Origin of the sequence: Comamonas testosteroni (assembly GCF_000761245.1) — a bacterium.
GTDB classification, from domain to species: Bacteria; Pseudomonadota; Gammaproteobacteria; order Burkholderiales; family Burkholderiaceae_C; genus Comamonas; species Comamonas testosteroni_C.
In genome coordinates, this window is record NZ_AWOR01000021.1 from 138,919 (window position 1) to 160,260 (window position 21,342).

The 21,342-nt window shown below is 64.5% G+C and carries 16 protein-coding genes; 1 reads left to right on the top strand and 15 read right to left on the bottom strand.

Going from position 1 to position 21,342, the window contains the following annotated elements:
* Positions 1-6 precede the first annotated feature (6 nt).
* The 9 genes from P353_RS05600 to P353_RS05640 form a co-directional block, all read right to left on the bottom strand.
* Positions 7-1,359, bottom strand: a complete 1,353-nt coding sequence (locus P353_RS05600; RefSeq protein ID WP_034366435.1) for a nucleobase:cation symporter-2 family protein — start codon at positions 1,357-1,359, stop codon at positions 7-9.
* Positions 1,360-1,643: 284 nt separating this feature from the next.
* Positions 1,644-3,032, bottom strand: a complete 1,389-nt coding sequence (locus P353_RS05605; RefSeq protein ID WP_034366437.1) for an 8-oxoguanine deaminase — start codon at positions 3,030-3,032, stop codon at positions 1,644-1,646.
* Positions 3,033-3,135: 103 nt separating this feature from the next.
* Complete coding sequence (locus P353_RS05610) at positions 3,136-4,044, bottom strand: LysR family transcriptional regulator (RefSeq protein WP_034366440.1); 909 nt, start codon at positions 4,042-4,044, stop codon at positions 3,136-3,138.
* 50 nt (positions 4,045-4,094) lie between these two features.
* Positions 4,095-4,856 (bottom strand): lysophospholipid acyltransferase family protein, encoded by a 762-nt coding sequence (locus tag P353_RS05615; protein WP_052084736.1) that lies wholly within the window; start codon positions 4,854-4,856, stop codon positions 4,095-4,097.
* Between the two features lie 187 nt (positions 4,857-5,043).
* Positions 5,044-6,336 (bottom strand): dihydroorotase, encoded by a 1,293-nt coding sequence (locus P353_RS05620; protein ID WP_034366444.1) that lies wholly within the window; start codon positions 6,334-6,336, stop codon positions 5,044-5,046.
* A 209-nt stretch (positions 6,337-6,545) separates the two neighbouring features.
* The gene (locus P353_RS05625) at positions 6,546-7,508 is read right to left on the bottom strand and encodes an aspartate carbamoyltransferase catalytic subunit (RefSeq protein ID WP_003051536.1); all 963 of its coding nucleotides are present in this window, start codon (positions 7,506-7,508) and stop codon (positions 6,546-6,548) included.
* Positions 7,509-7,510: 2 nt separating this feature from the next.
* The gene (gene pyrR, locus P353_RS05630) at positions 7,511-8,029 is read right to left on the bottom strand and encodes a bifunctional pyr operon transcriptional regulator/uracil phosphoribosyltransferase PyrR (RefSeq protein WP_034366447.1); all 519 of its coding nucleotides are present in this window, start codon (positions 8,027-8,029) and stop codon (positions 7,511-7,513) included.
* The gene (ruvX, locus tag P353_RS05635) at positions 8,026-8,538 is read right to left on the bottom strand and encodes a Holliday junction resolvase RuvX (RefSeq protein WP_034366450.1); all 513 of its coding nucleotides are present in this window, start codon (positions 8,536-8,538) and stop codon (positions 8,026-8,028) included. The genes pyrR and ruvX overlap by 4 nt, the downstream gene beginning before the upstream one ends.
* Positions 8,535-9,134: a YqgE/AlgH family protein gene (locus P353_RS05640; protein WP_034366452.1), complete on the bottom strand. Its 600-nt coding sequence runs from the start codon at positions 9,132-9,134 to the stop codon at positions 8,535-8,537. The genes ruvX and P353_RS05640 overlap by 4 nt, the downstream gene beginning before the upstream one ends.
* Positions 9,135-9,156: 22 nt before the next feature.
* Between P353_RS05640 and P353_RS05645 the strand changes: the two genes are divergently transcribed.
* Complete coding sequence (locus tag P353_RS05645; RefSeq protein ID WP_034366454.1) at positions 9,157-10,647, top strand: cryptochrome/photolyase family protein; 1,491 nt, start codon at positions 9,157-9,159, stop codon at positions 10,645-10,647.
* A 181-nt stretch (positions 10,648-10,828) separates the two neighbouring features.
* Here the strand turns inward: P353_RS05645 and P353_RS05650 are convergent, their stop codons facing one another.
* Genes P353_RS05650 through P353_RS05675 form a run of 6 tightly spaced genes read right to left on the bottom strand, consistent with a single transcriptional unit; the run spans position 10,829 to position 21,239 of the window.
* Positions 10,829-17,404, bottom strand: coding sequence for an Hpt domain-containing protein (locus tag P353_RS05650; RefSeq protein ID WP_034366456.1), 6,576 nt, complete (start codon positions 17,402-17,404; stop codon positions 10,829-10,831).
* 59 nt (positions 17,405-17,463) lie between these two features.
* Positions 17,464-19,707: a methyl-accepting chemotaxis protein gene (locus P353_RS05655; RefSeq protein WP_034366458.1), complete on the bottom strand. Its 2,244-nt coding sequence runs from the start codon at positions 19,705-19,707 to the stop codon at positions 17,464-17,466.
* A 19-nt stretch (positions 19,708-19,726) separates the two neighbouring features.
* Positions 19,727-20,254 carry a chemotaxis protein CheW gene (locus P353_RS05660; protein ID WP_034366462.1) on the bottom strand — a complete coding sequence of 176 codons (528 nt, stop codon included), beginning with the start codon at positions 20,252-20,254 and terminating at the stop codon, positions 19,727-19,729.
* A 15-nt stretch (positions 20,255-20,269) separates the two neighbouring features.
* Positions 20,270-20,632: a response regulator gene (locus P353_RS05665; protein ID WP_003071159.1), complete on the bottom strand. Its 363-nt coding sequence runs from the start codon at positions 20,630-20,632 to the stop codon at positions 20,270-20,272.
* Positions 20,632-21,036, bottom strand: coding sequence for a response regulator (locus P353_RS05670; protein WP_034366465.1), 405 nt, complete (start codon positions 21,034-21,036; stop codon positions 20,632-20,634). Before P353_RS05670 ends, P353_RS05665 begins: the two co-directional genes overlap by 1 nt.
* A 50-nt stretch (positions 21,037-21,086) precedes the next feature.
* Positions 21,087-21,239: a rubredoxin gene (locus P353_RS05675; RefSeq protein WP_034366468.1), complete on the bottom strand. Its 153-nt coding sequence runs from the start codon at positions 21,237-21,239 to the stop codon at positions 21,087-21,089.
* Positions 21,240-21,342: the final 103 nt, after the last annotated feature.

Consider the following 21,342-nt stretch of genomic DNA (forward strand, 5'->3'; position numbering starts at 1 on the left):
GAGGCATCAGACCGCAGGGGAAGCGGCGGTCACGGCAGCCGTCACCGGCTCCAGCTCTTCCTCGTGGGCATCGAACTCGCGCCCCGGCAGCAGCAGATTCAGGCCCACGGCCACCAGCGCACCCACGGTGATACCCGAGCCGAAAACCTCGCGCACAAAGGCAGGCATCTTGGAGAGCAGATCGGGGCGCACCGTCACGGCCAGACCGCAGCCCAGCGAGACTGCAATGATCAGGCCGCTGCGGCGCGTCTGCTCTGCGCTGCTGAGCATGCGGATGCCCGCCAGGATGATCATGGCAAACATCATCAGGCCCGCACCGCCGAGCACTGGCTGGGGAATCGTCACCACCAGCGCTCCCAGCACCGGGAACAGTCCGGCCAGCAGCAGCATCACGCCGGTCAGCATCACCACATGGCGGCTGGCCACGCCGGTGAGCGACACCACACCCACGTTCTGCGCGAAGGTGGAAACCGGCGGGCTCGACATCACGGCGGCAAAGGCCGATCCCACGCCGTCGCAGAGCATGCCGCTGGCCAGGCGCTTGCCTCGGATAGGCGTCTGCGTTGCCGCCCCCAGGGCCATGAAAGTGCCCGTGGTCTCGACAATGGTCACGAGAAAGGCGATGGACATGGCAACGATGCCCGATACGGGAAAGCTCATGCCGAAATGCAGCGGCTGGGGAATCGCGAAGATGGGTGCCTCGCGCACTTGGGTGAAATCGATCAAGCCCAGTGCCAGGCACAGCAGATAGCCGCAGGCAATGCCCAGAACCACGGCCGATGCAGAGATCACACCCTTGCCCCATTGCACAAAGCCGATCACCAGCGCCAGCACAAAGCCGGCAATCGCCAGATTGCCCACCGCGCCGTAGCTGCCGCTGCCCACGCCACCTGCGGCCCAGTCCACGGCCACGGGAGTGAGTGACAGCCCGATCATGGTCACGACCACGCTGGTGACGGTGTGCGGGAAGAAACGACGGATCACCGGCATGAAGAAGCTGCCGACGATCATCACCAGCGAGCCCACGAGAGAGGAGCCCAGGATGCCGGGCACGCCGTGCTCCAGTCCCACGCTGATGCCCGCACCCACAAAAGCGAAGCTGGTACCCATCACGCAGGGCAGGCGTATGCCGACCGGTCCCACGCCGCGGCACTGGATGATGGTGACCACGCCCGAGCCCAGCAAAGCCGCATTGACCAGGGCCACGATCTGGTCGGCCGGCAGCTTGAGCGCACCGCCGAACACCAGCGGCACGGCGATGATGCCGCCCAGGGCGGCGAGCAGATGCTGCAGCGAGAGCAGTGTGGTGGTGATGAGGCTGGGCGGACGGTCTTCCACCCCGTAAAGCAGTTTTTCCATGGTCTTGTCTCCTGTTTTTTAGGTATGCAATCGCCGGGGAATAGGCTTCCCCGCGAAGGCCACAAGACTAAGCACGCAACCGGGAGCTCTCATACGCCATTGCCGATACCGCCCATGCGCGGCGCCGTATAGATCGGCAGGCATCGAGAAAAAACTTCTGGCACTCCAAGTCACCTGACACCAGTCCCGAGCCCACTTTTATTCCAGCGCCAAAAGGCCTGAAATCTCTCTCACCGATGTCCAGCCATCGCAGTGCACCAGCGATGGCCGTCACCGAAAAGGTCTCAATGCCCTGCTGCGGCTCGCTCGAACAAGCTGCGCGCAAGACGGCGGTGCTGGCCCAGCACCACAGGCAGGTCGGCCGTGAGCAGGCGGCCGTCCTCGACCACCACACGCCCGTTGATGACGCTGCTGGATACATTGGCCGGCGTGCAGAACACCAGCGCCGCCACGGGGTCGTGGCCGGCCCCCGCATAGCCGACGTCCTCCATGTCGAAGGCCACAAAGTCGGCCGACATGCCGGGAGCCAGTGCGCCGATGTCGTCGCGGTTGAGCACGCGCGCGCCGCCCAGCGTGGCGATCTCCAGCGCCTCTCGGGCGCTCATGGCCGCCGGGCCGTAGCCCACGCGCTGCAGCAGCATGGCCTGGCGTGCCTCGCCCAGCATGTGAGCGCCGTCGTTGGAGGCACTGCCGTCCACACCCAGCGCCACGGGCACGCCGGCATCGCGCATGCTGCGGATGGGAGCAATGCCCGAGGCCAGGCGCATGTTGGAGCATGGGCAGTGCGCCACACCGGTGCCGGTGCGCGCAAACAGCGCAATGCCTTCGGGATCGAGCTTGACGCAATGCGCATGCCAGACGTCGCGCCCCACCCAGCCCAGATCCTCGGCGTATTGCGCCGGAGTCAGGCCGAACTTCTCGCGCGAGAAGGCCACGTCGTTGTCGTTCTCGGCCAGATGGGTGTGCAGCGAGACGCCATGTGCACGCGCCAGCACCGCCGATTCGCGCATCAGATCGCGCGTCACCGAGAACGGCGAACATGGGGCCAGCACCACGCGCAGCATGGAGTGGCGCGAGCCGTCGTGGTACTGCTGGATCAGGCGCAGGCTGTCGCGCAAAATGGCCTCTTCCTCCTCCACCACCACATCGGGCGGCAGACCGCCCTTGCTGCGGCCCAGGCTCATGGAGCCGCGCGCTGCATGAAAGCGCATGCCCATCTGCTGCGCGGCTGCGATGGAATCATCGAGGCGCGAGCCATTGGGGAACAGGTACAGATGGTCGCTGGTGGTGGTGCAACCCGACAGCATGAGCTCGGCCATGGCGGTCTGGGTCGAGACATGGATCATCTCGGGCGTCAGATGCGACCACAGCATGTACAGGTTCTGCAGCCATGAGAACAGCTCTGCGTCCTGCGCGGCCGGCACGGCGCGCGTCAGGCTCTGGTACATGTGGTGGTGGGTGTTGACCAGGCCCGGCGTCACGACCTTGCCGCGCATGTCCAGCACGCGCGCCTGGCCCTCGTCGGCCATGCGGCGGTATTGCGCCGGCAGCTCGGCCGTGGCTCCCACCCACAGCAGGGCCGGGCCGTCTGCCACCAGCGCGCCGCCTTTGATCTCGCGGCGCTGCGCATCCATGGTGACCAGTACGTCGGCATTCAGGGCTATCAGGGTCATGGGTCTCTCTCTGTCTAAACAAGAAGCGCAAGTCTAGAGAGGCACCCAAGCGCGCGATAGCGCCAAATTCCGCCAAGCATGTCCACAAAATGTGGACAGAAAATCAGTGTTTTCTGGCGTAAAGCCGCGCCAGCGCGGATTCGATGCTTGCGGCCATGAGCTCGGCAGCCGCACTCAGCTCCGCGCCCTTGCGCACGAACAGCATCAGGGTCTGGCGCTGCAGATGCGCATCGCGCAGGGGCACAAAACTGAGCGAGCCGCGATCGAGCTCCTCCAGCACATCCAGCGCGTTGAGCAGGGCAATACCCTCGCCCAGCATGACCAGGCGCTGCATCAAGGCCATGGAGGTGGACTCGGCCACCGGCGTCACCTCGATGGCACTGCGCGCGAAGGCCTCGTCGAGCAGACTGCGTATGGTCAGCGCCGGTGCCGGCAGAATCAGCGGATGGCCCACGCATTCGCTGAGCAGCAGCGACGAATGATGGGCCAGCGGGTGCTTGATCGGCAGGATGGCTCCAATCTGCCATTCGCTGGCCGCCAGCATGCGCAGACCGGGCCTGGGGGCCAGATCGTAGGCAAGACCCAGGTCCACCTCCCCGGCTTCCACGGCCGACACAATGGCCTGCGTCGGCATGTCGATGACACGCACGACCATCCCCGGATGGCTGCTGCGAAAGTCATGCACCAGCGATGGCAGCAAGGAGCCTGCCAGGCCAGACGTCGCCGCCACCGTGATCTCGCCGCGTCTCATGCCCTTGAAGTCGGCAATGCGCTCGCGCAGCGCTGCATGTTCGCGCAAGGTGCTGCGCACATGGGTCAGCACCATCTCTCCCAGAGGCGTCAGGCGCAGGCGGTTGTGGATGCGGTCGAACAGCGGCGCCCCGAGCTCGGCCTCCAGATCGAGAATCTGCCGGTTCACGGCCGTGGGAGCCACATGCAGGTGCTCGGCCGCCTTGCGGATGGAGCCGCGGCGAACCACTTCATCGAGATAGCGCAAAACTCTGGCGTGCATGCGCGCAGCCTACAGGGTTTGACTGGGCGCGCAAAGCGCCGGCAGAGCGCCTAGCTCTGGCGCAGCCTGTCCACTTCGGTGTGCAGGTCCTTGGCCCAGGCGCGGCGGTCGCGCCCTTGTGCGCTCTGCACATCGCCATAGTGCACCACGGCAATCAGCTGCTCCGAGCAAAGCACGCGCCAGATGGAGCCCAGCAAGGTCTCATCGCCGACATAGGTTGCGGCATAGCTGGTGCTGCCTGTCTTGCCATCGACAAAGCGCAACCCCACGGGCTGTACCGGCGCATCGCATTGCACGGCGGCTTCGAGCAAATTGGAGTGAAACGAGAGTAGGCTGCGTCCATCGCCCGTCGTCCCTTCGGGAAAAACGGCGAGGATTTCGCCGCGCTTGAAGGCCTCTTCCATGGCTCCCACCATGCGCACGGCATCGCGGCGCGAGCTGCGCTGGATGTAGAGCGTGCCTGCAGCCGTCGCCAGCGTGCCGATGATGGGCCAGCCCTTGACGTCGGATTTGGAGATGAAACGGCAATGGCGCGCTGCATGCAGCAGCGGAATATCGAGCCAGGAGATATGGTTGCTGACCATGAGCACCGGCCCTTTGGCCGGTGGCTGCCCCTTGAGCTGCAGTTGCACCCCGGCGCGCAGCAGCATCGTTGCGGCCCAGGCCTGCACATGCTCGTGCTGCTGCAGATAGTGCAGCTGTGGAAAGCGAAACGCCACGATCCAGGCGCCCTTGGCCACATGGGCCAGCAGACGCAGTCCGCGCCATACCGCGCGCGAGCCGGTTCTGATTTTGTGCAAGCCGTTTGCCATGATTCTCAAAGAGTTTAGCGACTCGCCTCGCACAAGTTGCACCAACTTGAAACCGGCAAGCGCCTAAGACTGGCGCAATGCAAAGTCAGAGGCACCGAGGAAGCGCCGCCGCGCACCGAGGGTGTCGTCCCCCTCCCGATGCAACGCATCGAGAGAGGGGGAAGCGGCAAAGCCGCTCAGGGGGAGCCTATCGTTGATAAGCGACAGCGCCGTCAACGATAGTCGTTACCACGCGCGCAGGCAGTTCGTAACCGTTGAATGGCGTGCTCTTGCCCTGGCTTTGCAGCGCCTTGGGATCGACCGTCCACTCAGCCTCGGGGTCGACGATGCACAGATCTGCCACGCCGCCCACGTTAAGCTGCCCCAGCAAAGACTGCTGCTCGCCCAGGGCGCTGCCCAGCACGGCCACGGGTGCCGAAGTCACGACAGCCAGTGCGCGGTTCAGCGGCACCTTGTAGTCGCGGCTCCACTTCACGGCAATCGACAGCAGCAGCTCCACGCCGGTCGCACCGGGCTCGGCTTCGGCAAAAGGCAGCACCTTGGCGTCCTCGTCCACCGGGCAGTGATCGGAGACCAGCGCATCGATGGTGCCGTCAGCCAGCGCGGCAGACAGCGCATCGCGGTCGCGCTGCTGACGCAGCACGGGCACCACACGGGCGCTGCTGTCGAAGTAGCCGATGTCGTTCTCGGTGAGCAGCAGCGAGTTGATGGACACGTCGGCGGTCACGTTCAGGCCTTCGGCCTTGGCTCGGCGCACCAGCTCCACGCCCGCGGCGCTGGAGATGCGGCACAGGTGAATCCGGGTCTGCGAGCCACGGATCAGCTCGAAGATGGTGTGCAGCGCAATCGTCTCTGCCGCCACGGACACGCCGGCCAGACCCATGCGAGTGGCCAGCGCGCCGCTGGCGGCCACGCCCTTGCCCAGATCCTTGTCCTGCGGGCGCAGCCACACGGCATAGCCAAAGGTGTTGGCGTAGCTCAGCGCACGGCTGAGCGTGGTGATGCTGGACAGGGGCACATCCGCCTGGCCGAAGGCCACGCAGCCGGACTCGGTCAGCTCGGCCATCTCGGTCAGCGTTTCGCCCTTGAGACCTATGGTCAGCGCGCCCATGGGGAACAGACGCGACTTGTGCTGCTTCTCGGCACGGAACTTGAGCATTTCCACTAGGCCCTGCTCGTCGAGCACGGGCTCGGTATCGGGCGGGCAGACCAGGCTGGTCACGCCGCCGGCCACGGCAGCCGCCATCTCGGACTGCAGCATGCCTTCATGCTCGTGACCGGGCTCGCGCAGGCGCACGGCCAGGTCCACCAGACCGGGCAGCACCCACTGGCCCGAGGCGTCGATTTCACGCTCGGCCACAAAACCATCGGGCACCGTGCCGATGGCGGCGATCACGCTGCCATCGATGGCGATATCGGCCTGCTGGTCGAAACCTCGTGCCGGGTCCATCACCCGGCCATTGCGAATCAGAATCTTCATGGTTTGGCACCAAATTGGCTTCCAGCCCTTGCCACACAAGCGCTAGCAGCTATAAAAATATCTCAAAAAAAACCGTCACCACCAGCCACTGCAGTTTGCTTCGTCGACTTTCGCACGGGACACCAAGCTAGGGCCGCCCCGACGCGAGGGTGTCGTCCCCCTCCCGCATCGCGAGAGAGGGGGAAGCCGCGCAGCGGCTCAGGGGGTGTTCAAGCCTCATTCCCCGCAACGATGGACATGACAGCCATGCGTACGGCGATACCGAAGGTCACCTGCGACAGGATCACGGCCTGCGGGCCGTCCACCACGGCGGAGTCGATCTCCACGCCGCGGTTGATGGGGCCGGGGTGCATGACGATGGCATCGGGCTTGGCCAGCTCCAGGCGCTTTTCAGTCAGGCCGAAGCTCTTGAAGTATTCCTGGCTCGAAGGCAGCAGCGCGCCGCTCATGCGCTCGTTCTGCAGACGCAGCATGATGATGACGTCGCAGTCCTTGATGCCCTCCTCCAGATTGTGGAAGACACGCACGCCCATGCTGGCCATGTCCGAGGGCACCAGGGTGCGCGGGCCTACCACGCGCACCTCGGCAGCGCCGAGCGTGGTCAGGGCGTGGATGTCCGAGCGCGCCACGCGCGAGTGCAGCACGTCGCCCACGATGGCCACGCGCAGATTGGAGAAGTCCTGCTTGTAGTGGCGGATGGTGTACATGTCCAGCAGGCCCTGGGTGGGGTGGGCATGGCGGCCGTCGCCGGCATTGACCACATGCACATGGGGCGCCACATGCTTGGCGATCAGGTAAGGAGCACCGGACTCGCTGTGGCGCACGACAAAGATGTCGGCCGCCATGGCCGAGAGGTTGTCGATGGTGTCCAGCAGGGTCTCGCCCTTGCTGGCAGAGCTGCGCGCGATGTCCAGGTTGAACACGTCGGCCGACAGGCGCTTGGCCGCAATCTCGAAGGTGGTGCGGGTACGCGTGCTGTTCTCGAAGAACAGATTGAACACGCTCTTGCCACGCAGCAGCGGCACCTTCTTGACTTCACGGTCGTTGACGCTGACGAAGTTGCTGGCCGTGTCGAGAATCTGGGTCAGGATGTCCTTGGACAGTCCTTCGGTGGAGAGCAGGTGGATCAGCTCGCCGTTCTTGTTGAGTTGGGGGTTGCGCTTGTACAGCACGATCAGGCCTCTTGAATGCGGAAGTGGAAAACGCCGCTCTCGTCGCGCGCCAGCGCCAGGGAACGGTCGGCCGGCAGCGCCACGCGCGCTGCGGCAAAGTCGGCCTGGATGGGCAGCTCGCGCCCTCCCCGGTCCACCAGGACGGCCAGTCGCACGCTGGCGGGACGGCCGTAGTCATAGAGTTCGTTGAGCACGGCACGCACGGTGCGGCCGGTGTAGAGCACATCGTCGAGCACCAGCACATCGGCGCCGTTCACATCGAAGGCGATCTGGGTCTGGGCGCTGGAAGCCATGCCGCGCTGGGCAAAATCGTCGCGGTGCAGCGAGGAAGACAGCACGCTGGGCTTGCCCTTGAGGTTCAGATCCTTGTGCAGACGCTCGACCAGCCAGGCACCGCCCGAGGTGATGCCCGCCAGACGGGTATTGGGGCCCATGATGCGCTGCACGCCGCGCAGCAGCTCGCTATACAGGGCTTCGGCGTCCAGGATCAGGCTGCCCTGACCCGCAATGGTTTCACTCATGGGAGACTCCTCAAAAACTGTTCAAGAATGATGCATGCCGAAGCCGCGTCGGCGTCGCGTGCGCCACCGGCCAGGGCTTCGGTCGTGCTGTAGCGTTCGTCCACCTCGTACACCGGCAGCTTGAAGCGGCTTCTGAGCTGGCGGCCGAATTTCAGGGCCCGGGCCGTGTTCTCGTGGGCCGCGCCATCGGGGTGGTAGGGCACGCCTATCACCAGGGCATTGGGCTGCCACTCGCGGATCAGCTTTTCCACCGCGGCCAGGCGTGCATCCGCCCCTTCGGCCTTGATGGTGGGCAGCGGGTTGGCGCCGCCCAGCACGCGGTTGCCCGAGGCGCAGCCCGTGCGCTTGATGCCGAAGTCAAAGCCCAGGAACTGCTGGAAATGGGCCGGCACCTGGGGCTTTTGCGGCGCGGGCGCCGCCGCAGGCCTGGCAGCCGCATTTTCGGCCGAGGAAAAAGTCGAGGAAAAGGCCGCATCGGCGGCCTTGTTGGAAGAGGAAATATCGTTCATGCGCGACCCGACTCCGGCGACAGCATCCAGCGCTGCAGGCCCAGCAGGCCCAGAGCGCGGTCATAGCGCTCGTCCACCGGGGTGCTGAAGATCACCTCGGGGTCGGCTTCCACGGTCAGCCAGGCGTTTTCGCCGATTTCGGATTCGAGCTGGCCCTCATCCCAGGAGGAGTAACCCAGCGTGACCAGCACGCGCTTGGGGCCCGCACCGTCCGACAGGGCTTCGAGCACATCCTTGGACGTGGTCATCTCCAGCCCGCCTGGAATGGTCATGGTCGAGGCATAGGCCGATTCGTTCTCGGGTGCACCTTCGATGATCATGGGCTCATGCAGCACAAAGCCGCGATCGGTCTGCACCGGGCCACCGGTAAAGACCTGCTGGTCGCGCAAGTCATCGCGCTTGAGACCCAAATCCACTTTTTGCAGCAGGCCTTGCAGGCTGAGCTTGGAGGGCTTGTTGATAATCAGACCGAGCGCGCCACGCTCGCTATGCTCGCACAGGTAGACAACGCTGCGCGAAAACGACTCATCTTCCAGGCCAGGCATGGCAATCAGGAAGTGGTGCGTCAAGTTGATAGGCGCAGATTCTGCAGACATACGGCGATTTTACTGGCGATCCATGACTCCTTCTTACCCTGTGGGCTTGATCTGGCTGCGGCGCGACCTGCGTCTGGCCGATAACGCGGCCCTTTATCACGCATTGCAGCAATGTGAAAAGCTGTATTGCGTCTTTGTCTTCGACGACAGCATTCTTGCCGCCCTGCCCCACGCCGACCGCCGCGTGGAGTTCATCTGCCAGAGTCTGGCCGAGCTGGATGCTGCCCTGCGCGAGACCGCGGGACGCCCGCAGACAGGACTGATCACCCGGCGCGGCCTGCCCCAGGACATCATCCCGGCCCTGGCCCGGCAACTGGGCGCAGGTGCCGTCTTCTGCAACGACGACGACGAACCGGCAGCTCTTGCCCGTGACGCCCAGGTGGCGCGCAGCCTCAAGAGCCAGGGGCAGTTGCTGCTGCGCTTCAAGGACCACCGCATCTTTGCGCGCGACGAGGTGCTGACCCAGAGCCTGTCGCCGTTTTCGGTCTTCACGCCCTACAAGAACGCCTGCCTCAGGAAGGTCACGCCCTTTTACCTCTCGGCCTACCCCAGCGAGCGCGATCTCGCGGCCAGACTGGCCGATCTGCCCGACACCGAGCGCCGCCCGACCCCCACGGCTGCGGATCTGGGCTTTGCCCCGGACACGCTGGCCGGCCTGCGCCTGCCCACCGGCGTCAGCGGCGCGCGCCAGCTGCTGGCAGACTTTCTTCCGCGCCTGCCGCAGTACAAGACGGCGCGCGACTTTCCGGCCCTCAAGGGGCCCAGCTACCTCAGCGTGCATCTGCGCTTTGGCACCGTCTCGATACGCGAGCTGGCCCGCCTCGCCCATGAGGCAGCCCACAACGAGGACTGGTCTGCCGCCGCGCGCGAAGGCGCGGCCACCTGGCTCAGCGAGCTGATCTGGCGCGACTTCTACTTCCAGATCCTGGCCCACCAGCCCTATGTCGTGGAACGCAGCTTCAAGCCTGCGTATGACGCTATCGAATGGGAGACGGGAACCGAGGCCGACGCCCTCTTCGCCGCCTGGTGCGAGGGCCGCACCGGCTACCCGCTGGTCGATGCCGCCATGCGCCAGCTCAATACCAGCGGCTATATGCACAACCGGCTGCGCATGGTCACGGCCAGCTTTCTGGTCAAGGACCTGGGCCTGGACTGGCGCCGGGGCGAGGCCTATTTCGCCGAAAAGCTCAATGACTTCGATCTGGCCGCCAATAACGGCGGCTGGCAATGGGCGGCCTCCACGGGCTGCGATGCCCAGCCCTGGTTCCGCATCTTCAACCCCGTGACCCAGAGCGAGAAGTTCGACCCGGACGGCAAGTTTATCGCGCGCTACGTCCCCGAGCTGACGCCCTTGCCCGCCAAACTGCGGCATGCCCCCTGGCTGGCCAAGCCGCTGGAGCTGGCCGAGGCAGACATCACGCTGGGGCGCGACTATCCCCTGCCCGTCGTGGATCACGCGGCGGCGCGGGAGAAAACCCTGGCGCGCTACGGAATCCTCAAGAAAGAAGCTTGAGCTTGCCTGGCTCCAGGCCCTGCGGAGCTCCACATCCCGGTGTGCTCGGCTGCCAACCGTCCAATAGGCTGCCACTCAAAAAAAGAAGCGGCTTGCGCAAGTCCTTCATGCATTTCAGATTGATATCAACCTGAAAAGCAATACTGACAAGCGCAAGCCGCTTCCTTATCAGGAGCAGTGCTTATTCGGCCGCCAATCCCGATTCCTGCGGTGCAAGTCCGCCAAGCGGGCTGCGCTCGGGTGCAGGGCCGCTGCGCTGCAAGGCGTAGTGCTGGATCAGCCCCAGCAGTTCCTCATCGGAATAAGGTTTGCCCAGGTAGTGATTGGCTCCCAGGTCACGGGCCATTTCGCGATGCTTCTGGGCAATGCGTGAAGTGATCATGACCACCGGCATGCCTTCGAGCTTTTGATCGGCGCGAATATTGCGCAACAGATCGAAGCCGTCCATGCGCGGCATTTCGATGTCGGACAGCACCAGGGTCGGGCGCTCGTCCTGCAGACGCTCCATGGCTTGCAGGCCGTCGGCAGCCAGCGTGACGCGGTAGCCTTCGCGCTGCAGCAGACGCTGGGTGACGCGGCGCACGGTGATGGAGTCATCCACCACCAGCACCAGTGGCACCGTGGTCTGCGCAGCTTCGGCGCCCAGCAGATCGGCACCGCCTGAGCGGGCCTGCAGTTCGCCATCGGCTGCGGCCTGCTCGGCCTTGGCCAGCATGGCACGCACATGCTCGCCGTGGACGTTGGCCAGCGCCACCGGGTTGTAGATCTGCACCACTGCCCCCGAAGGCAGCACGGACATGCCGGTCAGGCCCGGCAGGCGCGACAGCTGCGGGCCCAGGTTCTTGATCACCACTTCCTGGTTGCCCAGCACTTCGTCCACATGCAGCGCCACACGCTGCGAGGCACTGCGCACGATCACCACGGGGCGCGTGCGGCCAAGATTCTCCTCGCTGCGCAGCGAGGTCTGCCACAGCGCGCCGGCCCAGTAAAAAGGCATGACTTCGCTGCCGTCCTGGAACTCCTGCTTGCGGTAGCTTTCCTCCAGCACATCGACGGGCACGCGGCGCACGATTTCCACCAGGTTGGCGGGAACGCCCATGGATACGGCGCCCATGCGCAGCATCACCACCTGGGTCACGGCCGTGGTCAGCGGCAGCACCAGACGGAAGGCGCTGCCCCTGCCCGGTTCGGTATGGGTCTCGATACGACCGCCCAGCGCGTTGACTTCGGAACGCACCACATCCATGCCGATGCCGCGACCGGCAACGCCCGTCACCTCGGCGGCGGTGGTAAATCCCGGCTCGAAGATCAGACGCGCCGCATCCTCCAGCGTCATGGGACGCTCGTCGGTCCACATCTTGAGGCTGATGGCCTTGCTGCGAATCCGCTCCAGATCCAGACCGGCCCCGTCGTCTTCCACGGACAGCGCCACGTCGTTGCGCTCCTGACCCAGCACGATCTCGATGGTGCCGACAGCCGGCTTGCCCAGCTCCTGGCGCCGCTCGGGCGATTCGATGCCGTGAGCCACGCAGTTGCGCAGCAGATGCTCGAAGGCCGGCATCATGCGCTCGAGCATGCCGCGGTCCATTTCGATGGTGCCGCCCAGGATGTTCAGGCGCACCTGCTTGCCCATTTCCTTGGACGTCTGGCGCACCACGGCGTACAGGCGCTCGGCAAAGGAGTCGAACTCCACCATGCGCGTGCGCAGCAGATCGCGCTGCAGATCACGCGCCTGCCGGCCCTGGGCCACCAGATCGTCTTCGGCAGCGGCCAGATCGCGCTGCAGATTGCGCTGCACGGTGGCCACGTCGTTGACCGACTCGGCCATCATGCGCGTGAGTTCCTGCACGCGGGTGAAGCGGTCGAACTCCAGCGGATCGAAACCGGCAGCCGTGTCCTTGGACAGGGCCAGACGCGACTGCATCTGACTTTCGGCCTGCACCTCGATGTCGCGCAGCTGCGTGCGCAGGCGCTCGAGGTTGCCCGTCAAGTCATTGAGCGCCGAACGCGCCTGCGACAGCCGCGCATCGACACGCGAGCGGGCAATCAGCACTTCACCGGTCTGGGAAATCAGGCGGTCCAGCAGCTGCGCCCGCACACGCACGGTCTGCTGCGATGCAGGACGCGGCACCACCGGCGCCGGCAGCTCAATGGCCTGCGCAGGATCTGCGGCAGCCTTTTCTCCGGCTTGAGCTTGCGCTGCTGCTTGCGTTACATCAGATTCCGCCGCGCTCAGATGCAAAGGCGCCTGAGCAAGAAGATCGTCCAGTTGCGCCAGCGGCTGCTCGGGCTCCTGCTCACCAGCCATGCGCAGCACATCGAAGCTGGCTTGCAAAGCGTCAAAGCTGCTCAGCAGCGGCTCGATCGCGTCGGCTGCGGGACGCTCCTGGTCGATGCGCTCCACCGCTGACTCCAGGCGGTGGGCCATCTCACCCATGCGCATGGCACCCGCCAGGCGGGCACTGCCCTTGATGGTGTGCAACGCGCGCAGGGCTTCGTTGCGAGCCTCATCCAGCGTCGGGCGCCCATGCCAGCGGCGCAGTGCGGCGCCGAGCTTGGGCAGCAGGTCGATAGCCTCTTCCTCGAAAATGGGAAACAGGTCGGCATCGACCTGATCGAGCACATCGATATCGTCTTCGTCATCTCCGGCATGCACTGCCAGAGCAATGGCTTCATCGATGCGGCGCTGCAGCTCGGCCTCATGCTCCACGCTGCCTGCGGCAGGAACCATGGAATACGGTGCCGGATCCGCGGCGTGCACCACGACATCCAGCAACGGGTCGGCTGCCGATGCTCCCGCCTCTTCCTCGGCCACATCCTTGAGTCCATCACCCGCAAGCTCGGGCAAGGTCGCCTCGGTCACCTCCTGCGAGAGCTCGGCAGCAAAGTCCAGTGGCAAGTCCTTGGGATCTGCAGGCGGCTGCAGCGCCTGCACCTCGGGCCACTCTGCCTCATCCAGCTCGGCCAGCTCAGCCAGATCGGACAGCTCAAGATCGGCAGTGTCAGCTGCTGCACCGGCATCGATCGGAGTGTTCAGGATTTCGCGCAGCGCGTCTTCGACCGCGGGTAAAGCGTCCTTGAGGAAGCCTGCCGCAAACTGATGCAGCAAACGGCGCACTTCATCGGATGCGGTCATGCATTGCTGAATCTGCAGCGCGCTGGCATAGCCCTGAGGCTGCAGATGCAGCAGAGCATGCTCGAGCAAACGCGCCAGCTCCGACAAGGCCTTGAAGCCCACGGTGCCGGAGCTGCCTGCCAGCGAATGCGCCAGCGCGATCGCATCATCGGGAACGGCGGCAGCCGGCTCTTGCAGCCACTGCTGCAACACCTCGCCCAGTCGCTCGGACCAGTCATCCGCTTCGTTGAGATAGACGTTGTACAGCGCTGCGCTGATGCGCAGGCCGTCAATATTGCGATAGCCGTCGTCCAGCTCCTCGGCTGTCTGCCCGGACACCGGCTCCATCGCCGAGACTTCGGGCTCTGCGGCCTGAACGGGTTCTTCGGCCATGACTGGCTCGGGCACACCATCCAGCAAAGCTTCAATCGCCTCCAGCTCAAGCACTGCCTCTGCGGACGGCAACTCGACCACCGAGTCCACGGAGGCTGTCTCCACGGAGGCCATCTCTGCGGAGGCCGTCTCTGCGGAAGCCGTCTCCCCGGGGCCAGTCTCCATGGCGGCCTGCGCGGCGATGGCAGCCTGTTCGCTTTCGCGCATGGCCGCTTCGAAGGCGGCGAAGTCCAGCTCCTGCACATCTTGCGCACTGCTGCTTTGCTCTTGCGAGGCCTGAGCCTCGATCACAGCATCGGCAGCAGCGTATTCGGTCTGCTCCGGCTCGGGCTCGGGCTCCTGCACAGGCACGGCAGACAGATCCTCCAGGGAGAAGTCCAGCTCCGGCATGGCAAATGCGGGCTCGCTCTGGGCAAGCTGAGCATCAACACCGGGCTCTGCAGCCACGGCCCCGGACTCCGGCGACCACTCCAGCTCCTGGGCCAGCGCGGGCGGCAGCTCCTGCACTGGCTCGTGCGCTACGGCGGCTGACACCTCGGCCACGTCCCACACCGGCTCCGTGCGCTGCGCGCGCTCGGAGCGACGCGGAACCAGGGCCACGTCGGCACGCTCGCCCTGCAGACGCATGGCGTCGGCGGCAGCGCGGAAGGCCGTGGCCGACCAGTTCTGCGCCTGCTGGTTCTCGATATCCTGTGCCCAGGCAGCAAAGGCTTTCAGAGCGTCCTGAGCCAGCTGCTGCATGGCCTGCGGCATGGGCCGCTGCTCTGCCAGCCAGGCATTGAGCATCTGCTCCATGGCCCAGCCAGCTTCGCCAAATTCATCCAGCCCCACCATGCGCGAGCTGCCTTTGAGCGTGTGAAACGCCCGGCGCAGCGTGGTCTGCTCGCTCAGATTGCCGGGCTCATCGGCCAGAGCCTGCAAGGCTTGCAGGCCGTTATCCACGACTTCACGGGCTTCCTCCAGGAAGATGGACAGCAGCTCGTCGTCGCCATCGAGCTCTTGGGCACTCAGCTCGGCGGACACAGACGGGGGCTGCGTCGCCGCAACTGCTGCGCCGCTCGGGCCGGCCAGATCCTGGCCTGAATGGGAGGCGGTGGCGGCGTCATCCGCGGCCGGCCTGCCCGATTGCATGTCCGCAAACACCTGGGCCATGGCATCGGCCAGAGCATCGGAGCCTGCCACTGCCGGCTCGGCCACAACTGGTGCGGCCATGGCCTCGAAGTCGGGCAAGGCACCTGGCTCGGTTGCGGCCCATGGCGGGCTGTCCTCGTCGTCAGTGAGCCCGGCCTGCAAGGGCTGCGGCTGGGCCACCGGCCGCACTAGGGCGGGCGGCTGCGGTGCTGCGACCGAAGGCTCGACGGCCGCTGCAGCTGTTGGGGTGGCCGCCGTGGCGGAGGCAGAGACCGCAGGCTGCGCAGACGGCACGCCCTCCATGGGAATATCCACGGTCGGACGGAAGGCTTCGGGGCCGCGACTGCGGCTGTGACCCATGACGATGCGCAGCTCGTCCTTTTCCTCGTCATAGACGAACAGCTTGCGCGCCATATTGCGCTGGTAGCTGAGCATGTCGATGAGAAAACCCATGGCGCCCAGACTGCTGCCCAGCTTCTCGAAGATACGCGGCTGATTCTCGACCGTCACCTCGCCGAGCATCAGATGCTCGACGGTGTCACGCATGCGCTGCATGGCGGTCGCGGCCTGCTCGAAGCCCAGCACCGACAGCACGCCGCGCATTTGGCCCATCTGGCCCGGCACCGAGGCCAGCACCGAGGTATCGGAGGGGTTGCGAAAGAACAGATCCAGGTGCTTTTCTGCCTCGCCCAGGGTGATGCGCAGCTCGCCCACCACCGATCCCATGGTCTGCTGGTCGCTGGCCTGACGGTAGAGCTCCTCCATCCAGATTTCCAGCGGCTCGGACTGAGCGCCATGCAGCGCCGCATCCAGACGCTGAACCAGCACACTGGACTGGGCGGCCTGTATTTCGTCGTCATGCCCGGCCGTCATGAAGCTGGCCTGCAGATACAGCACTGCAGTCGCCACCTCCATGGCCAGCTCGGCCGGTGGCGGCTCGCCGATGCGCTCCACCGTCTCGGCGACACGAATCAGCGCGCGCGCCAGACCGTGACTGACAGGCTGCAGCTTGACCAGTGACTCGGACACCAGCCCGAACTGCTCGGCCATGGATCTGATCTTGCTGCGATCGCCGCCGGCGACCGCTGACCAGGTCTCGGCGGCGGCCGCAATGCGCTTGCGCGCCTGTACCAGCACCGAGGGATCGAAGCGGCCAAAGCGTGCCACGTGGTAGTCCACCGCCGGCATGTGCTCCATGGCATAGGCCTCGTGCACGGCCTTCAGGCTGTCGCCGGCCTGCTCGCGGGGCCTGGCCTGCGCGCAGAAGAACATCAGGTCCTGCAGCAGACGTGCGGGCGGCAGGCTATCGCCCTTGGCCATGCTGGCGTACTGCATGAGCACGCGCGAGGCCATGCGCTTGACGTAGATGTCGGCCGTGATGAGCCCGCGAGCCTGAGCATCAAAGAAAGCCGCGGCAATCTTCCAGAAACTGCGCGCCGCCACATCTTCGGGCTGAGCGGCCGCAAAGCGCCGGCAAAGCTCGCACATCTGCGCTGCCGCCTCCCGGTCGTCGCTCTTGACCATGCGCAGCACCACGCCGTCCAGCATGCCACGTGCATGCGGGCCATAGGCCAGAGGCTCGGGCATGACTCCGGTCCAGCGGGGCTCGCGCGCACGGCGCTCCGCCGGCCACAGGTCTGCCGGGTGTGCCTTGTCGTTGCCGGCCAGCACCTGGGTCTCACGATACTGGGGGAACAAGGCTACGGCAGAGACCTGCTGACCGGCCAGCACGGCCTCCAGGAATTCCATCAGCGCAAAGTGCGTGCGCTCCAGCGTAGTCGCCGCTTCCTGGGTGCAGTATTCGGGACGCTGTACAAAGCGGTTGACCGCAGCTTCCATGCTGCGCATCACCTGCGCCGGAGCGGTGACGCCCACCATCTCCAGCGCCCCGCAGGCCTGGTGCAACTGCTGGCGAGCAATGCGCAGTGCCGATGTATCCAACTCCTCAAGATCAGACAAACGGGCTGCATCCGCATCGCGCATGAAACGGTTCACCGCCTTGGACGCGGCCTCCAGCGACTTGCGCACTTCGTCGAGCACCCAGGCCAGCGGGCCCAGATCCAGCTCTGCAGTTGCAGACATGGCTGCACGTATTGGCGAGTCGTCAACCACTGACATGCTCTAGTTCCTTAACCCTCAAGGGTCGTGCATTTTTACGAGAGAAAGAGCCGGTCAAATCAGGCAATCTTGAATCGGGAAACGGACTGACGCAGCTCTTCAGCCATATGGGAGAGCTCGCGCACCTGCTGTGCCGTGGTGCGGGTGCCCTCGCCGGTTTGCTCGGTCACGGCAAAAATGTGCTGAATGTTTTCCGCCACGCCGTTGGCCATATTGGCTTCACGCGAAGTGGAGCTGGAAATCTGCTCGATCAGCTCGGCCAGTCGGCGCGACACGCTGTCGATTTCAGACAGTGCGGTACCCGCAGAGTCGGACAGACGGGCCCCTTCGACCACACCCTGGGTAGAACGCTCCATGGCGGCCACGGCATCCTGGGTATCGGTCTGAATCGCCTTCACCAGCGCGGCAATCTGTCGCGTGGCGTCTGCCGAGCGTTCCGCCAGACGCTGCACTTCTTCGGCCACCACCGAGAAGCCGCGACCGGCTTCACCGGCAGATGCGGCCTGAATGGCAGCGTTCAGCGCCAGCACGTTGGTCTGCTCGGTAATGTCCGAAATCAGTTCGGTAATTTCACCGATCTCCTGGGACGATTCACCAAGGCGCTTGATTCGCTTGGAAGTGTCCTGGATCTGATCGCGGATGGAGTTCATACCGCCGATGGCGTTCTGCACGGCCTTGAGACCCGAGTCCGCAGCCTGCAGCGACTGGCGGGCCACCTGTGCCGATTCCTGCGCCTGGGCCGAGACGTTGTTGATACGGCCGGCCATGTCCAGAATCGACTTGCCGGTTTCGCGAATTTCATGCAGCTGCTCGTTCGATGCAGCCAGCAGTTCGGTCGATGTGACGTCCACCTGCTCGGTGGTCTGGGCCACGCGGGTCACGGTGTTCTGCACCGAGCCCACCAGCGCGCGCAACTCTTCCACCGTGTAGTTCACCGAGTCGGCAATCGCGCCGGTGATGTCCTCGGTCACGGTGGCTTCCTGCGTCAGATCGCCTTCGGCCACCGATTGCAGCTCGTTCATCAAACGCAAAATGGCGGCCTGGTTGGCGTCGTTGATGCGCTTGGCTTCCTGCTCCTGCAAACGGGCATCGACCTGGTGACGCTCGGCTTCCTGCTGGCGCGCCCGGCTGTCCAGCAGTTGCACGCGCGAGATGCCGATACCGCTCAGAACCACGGTCAAAATGGCGATGGCCAGCAAAGCCAGCTGCAGCATGCTGGCCCCGCCCAGTCCCTGCAGAGCCGTCTGCAGCTGCTCCAGCTGCTGGCGCAGCGGTTCGCTGTCGTTGTTGATGCTGGTCTGCGCTTCACGGGCCGACACCAGACCTTGCAGATTGCCCAGAATGGCGCTGGCCTGCGTGCGCGTATCGTCGTACTGCTTGATCAGCGTCTCGAGCTGTTCACGCACCTGGGGATCGCGTGCCGCCGACAGCCGCATCTCGGCGCTGCCATTGAGCAGACCTTCGGAGATTTCCTTGAAGGAGTTCAAGTCCTTGCCCAGCAGGAAAACGGCCTCGGGGCTCACACCCTCCAGAGTCTGGAATTCGTTGGCCGACTTGGCAATACGCTGGGTCAGCATCACCAGCTGGCCGGCCGCAGAGATCTCGGCCGCGCCGGCGCCTTGCTGCAGCTTCAGCGATGAAATGGTTTCCGCGGTTTCCAGCAGATCGGAGGACTGACGGTTGATGGTGCGCAGCGCGTCGCCCACCTGGGTCAGCGTCTTTTGCTGCCCGAGGATCAGCCCCGCACTCTTTTCAGCGCGCTCCATCAGGGTGCTGATGGAGCTGAGCTCGTCCTGCAAACCACCGCCCAGTGCATTCACGCCCAGGTCGGAATCGCCGGCAGCCAGCGCTCGCACGTTGCGCGCCAAAACACCGGCGCTGTCCTTGACGTCGGCAAACGCTGGAGCGGCCCCCGTCATGGCAATGGAGACCGACTTGGCCAGACGCTGCGACTGCATCAGCGCCTGACCGGTTGCCGCCAGCTGCTGGTTGGAGTTGCTGGCTTCGCGCAGCATCCAGGCCGACAGCACCACCAGCACCAGCACCGAGCCACCGAGCAAGGTGAACAAGGTGCGCTGGTGCTTGGCCGTCGTGGCCGTGCCGAGAATGGGCAGGCTCACCAGCTCATCCGCACGGGCAGCCTCCTCGACGCCAAAGACGGAAGGTGCCCCCTGCACGCTGTTGAGCGAGCCGTCATACAGATCCTGTACGACCGTGTCTCCCATCATGCTGCTATCACCACTGGCGGCTGCCCCGATGGGCTTGCGTCGGAACAACTGATTTATTTTCTGTGCAAAGGACATAGCGCTGTATCCAGGAACCTCAAGCACGAATGCTCAAAAATTTGGCGGTTTGAGACAGGGGCTGCAATTTCAGCTCCTGCCAGCGGCGGCCGCTCGCATCGATATGGACGGCTCCAAAGAAACTCGGGGAGTGCTCAGGCGCGGGCTCGGACCTGGAAAACGCGTCGGCGGCGCGCAGGCCCAGCAGACGATCGGCCAGCAGGGCCGCGTTGACCTCCAAGGCAGGGTTGAAGGCCAGCAGGCTGCAGTCCATCAACTCCTGCTCATTGCGGACATTGCCATGGCCCAGCAATTGAGCCAGGTCCACAACCCCCATCAAAGCACCGCGCAGATTGGCGATGCCCAGAAACCAGGCCTGTGTGTATGGGACGGGCTGAACGCCAGTCCAGGGAAAGATTTCTCCCGCCTGATTCAGCGGCAGCAAATAATCCCGTCCGCCAGCCTGCACTGCCAGCCAGGCAGCCACGCTGACGCCTTCGCTGCGTGCTGCCTGCAGGCGCCCGGCCAGACGGGATTGAAGATCTCGGAGGGCTTCACGGTTCGCCATAAGCAGCGCAGCTCGTTATAGAGCGGCGATCTTGGCTTGCAGCTCGGCTGCATCCACGGGCTTGGTGATATAGCCACGTGCGCCCTGACGCATACCCCAGACCCGGTCGGTTTCCTGATTCTTGCTGGTGCACATGATGATGGGCACATCGGCATACAGAGGATCGCGCGAGATGGCGCGCGTCAGCTGAAAGCCGTTCTGTCCGGGCATGACCACGTCCATCAGGATCAGGTCGGGCTTGTCTTCGGCCAGGCGCTTCATGGCTTCCTCGCCATTTTCCGCGGTACGCACCTGCATGCCCTGCTTTTGCAAAATATCGCTCAGAGCCATCAGCTCCGTCTTGGAATCGTCAACGACCAGAACTTTTTGAATTGTCATCATGCAGCTCCCACATCTGCAGCATGCAGCGCGAATTGTTGTACGGCTTGCAGCAATTGATCTTTGGTAAATGGTTTGGTCAGATAGTCTTGACAGCCCACCATGCGACCTCGGGCCTTGTCGAATACACCGTCCTTGGATGACAGCATCACGACGGGCGTATTGGCAAAGCGAGCATTTCGCTTGATGATGGCGCAGGTCTGATAGCCATCGAGCTTGGGCATCAGAATGTCGCAGAAGATGAGCTGGGGCTGGTAGTCATTGACCTTGGACAGGGCATCGAAGCCATCATCGGCAAGAAGAACTTCGTGACCACCTTGCTTGAGAAAAATTTCAGCGCTGCGGCGGATGGTGTTGCTGTCATCCACGACCAGAACGCGCAAAGGCGCACCAGATGCTGTCACGGTGAAATTCCTCCCAATTCAGTCGTTGATGGAGTGAGCGGCTCTTGCACTCAGATTTCCACCATTTCAAAGTCTTCTTTGCGTGCACCGCATTCCGGGCATGTCCAGTTCATGGGCACATCTTCCCAGCGGGTGTTCGGAGCAATTCCATGTTCGGGGCTGCCTTGGGCTTCGTCATAAAGCCAGCCACAGGTCAAACACATCCAGGTTTTAGGGTCAGTCACAGCTTAAAGGGGCTTCACATAGAATGCAACGATTGTATCTAGTCACAACCCCGGCTCCCACCCTTGCATTCCCGGGTGCAAA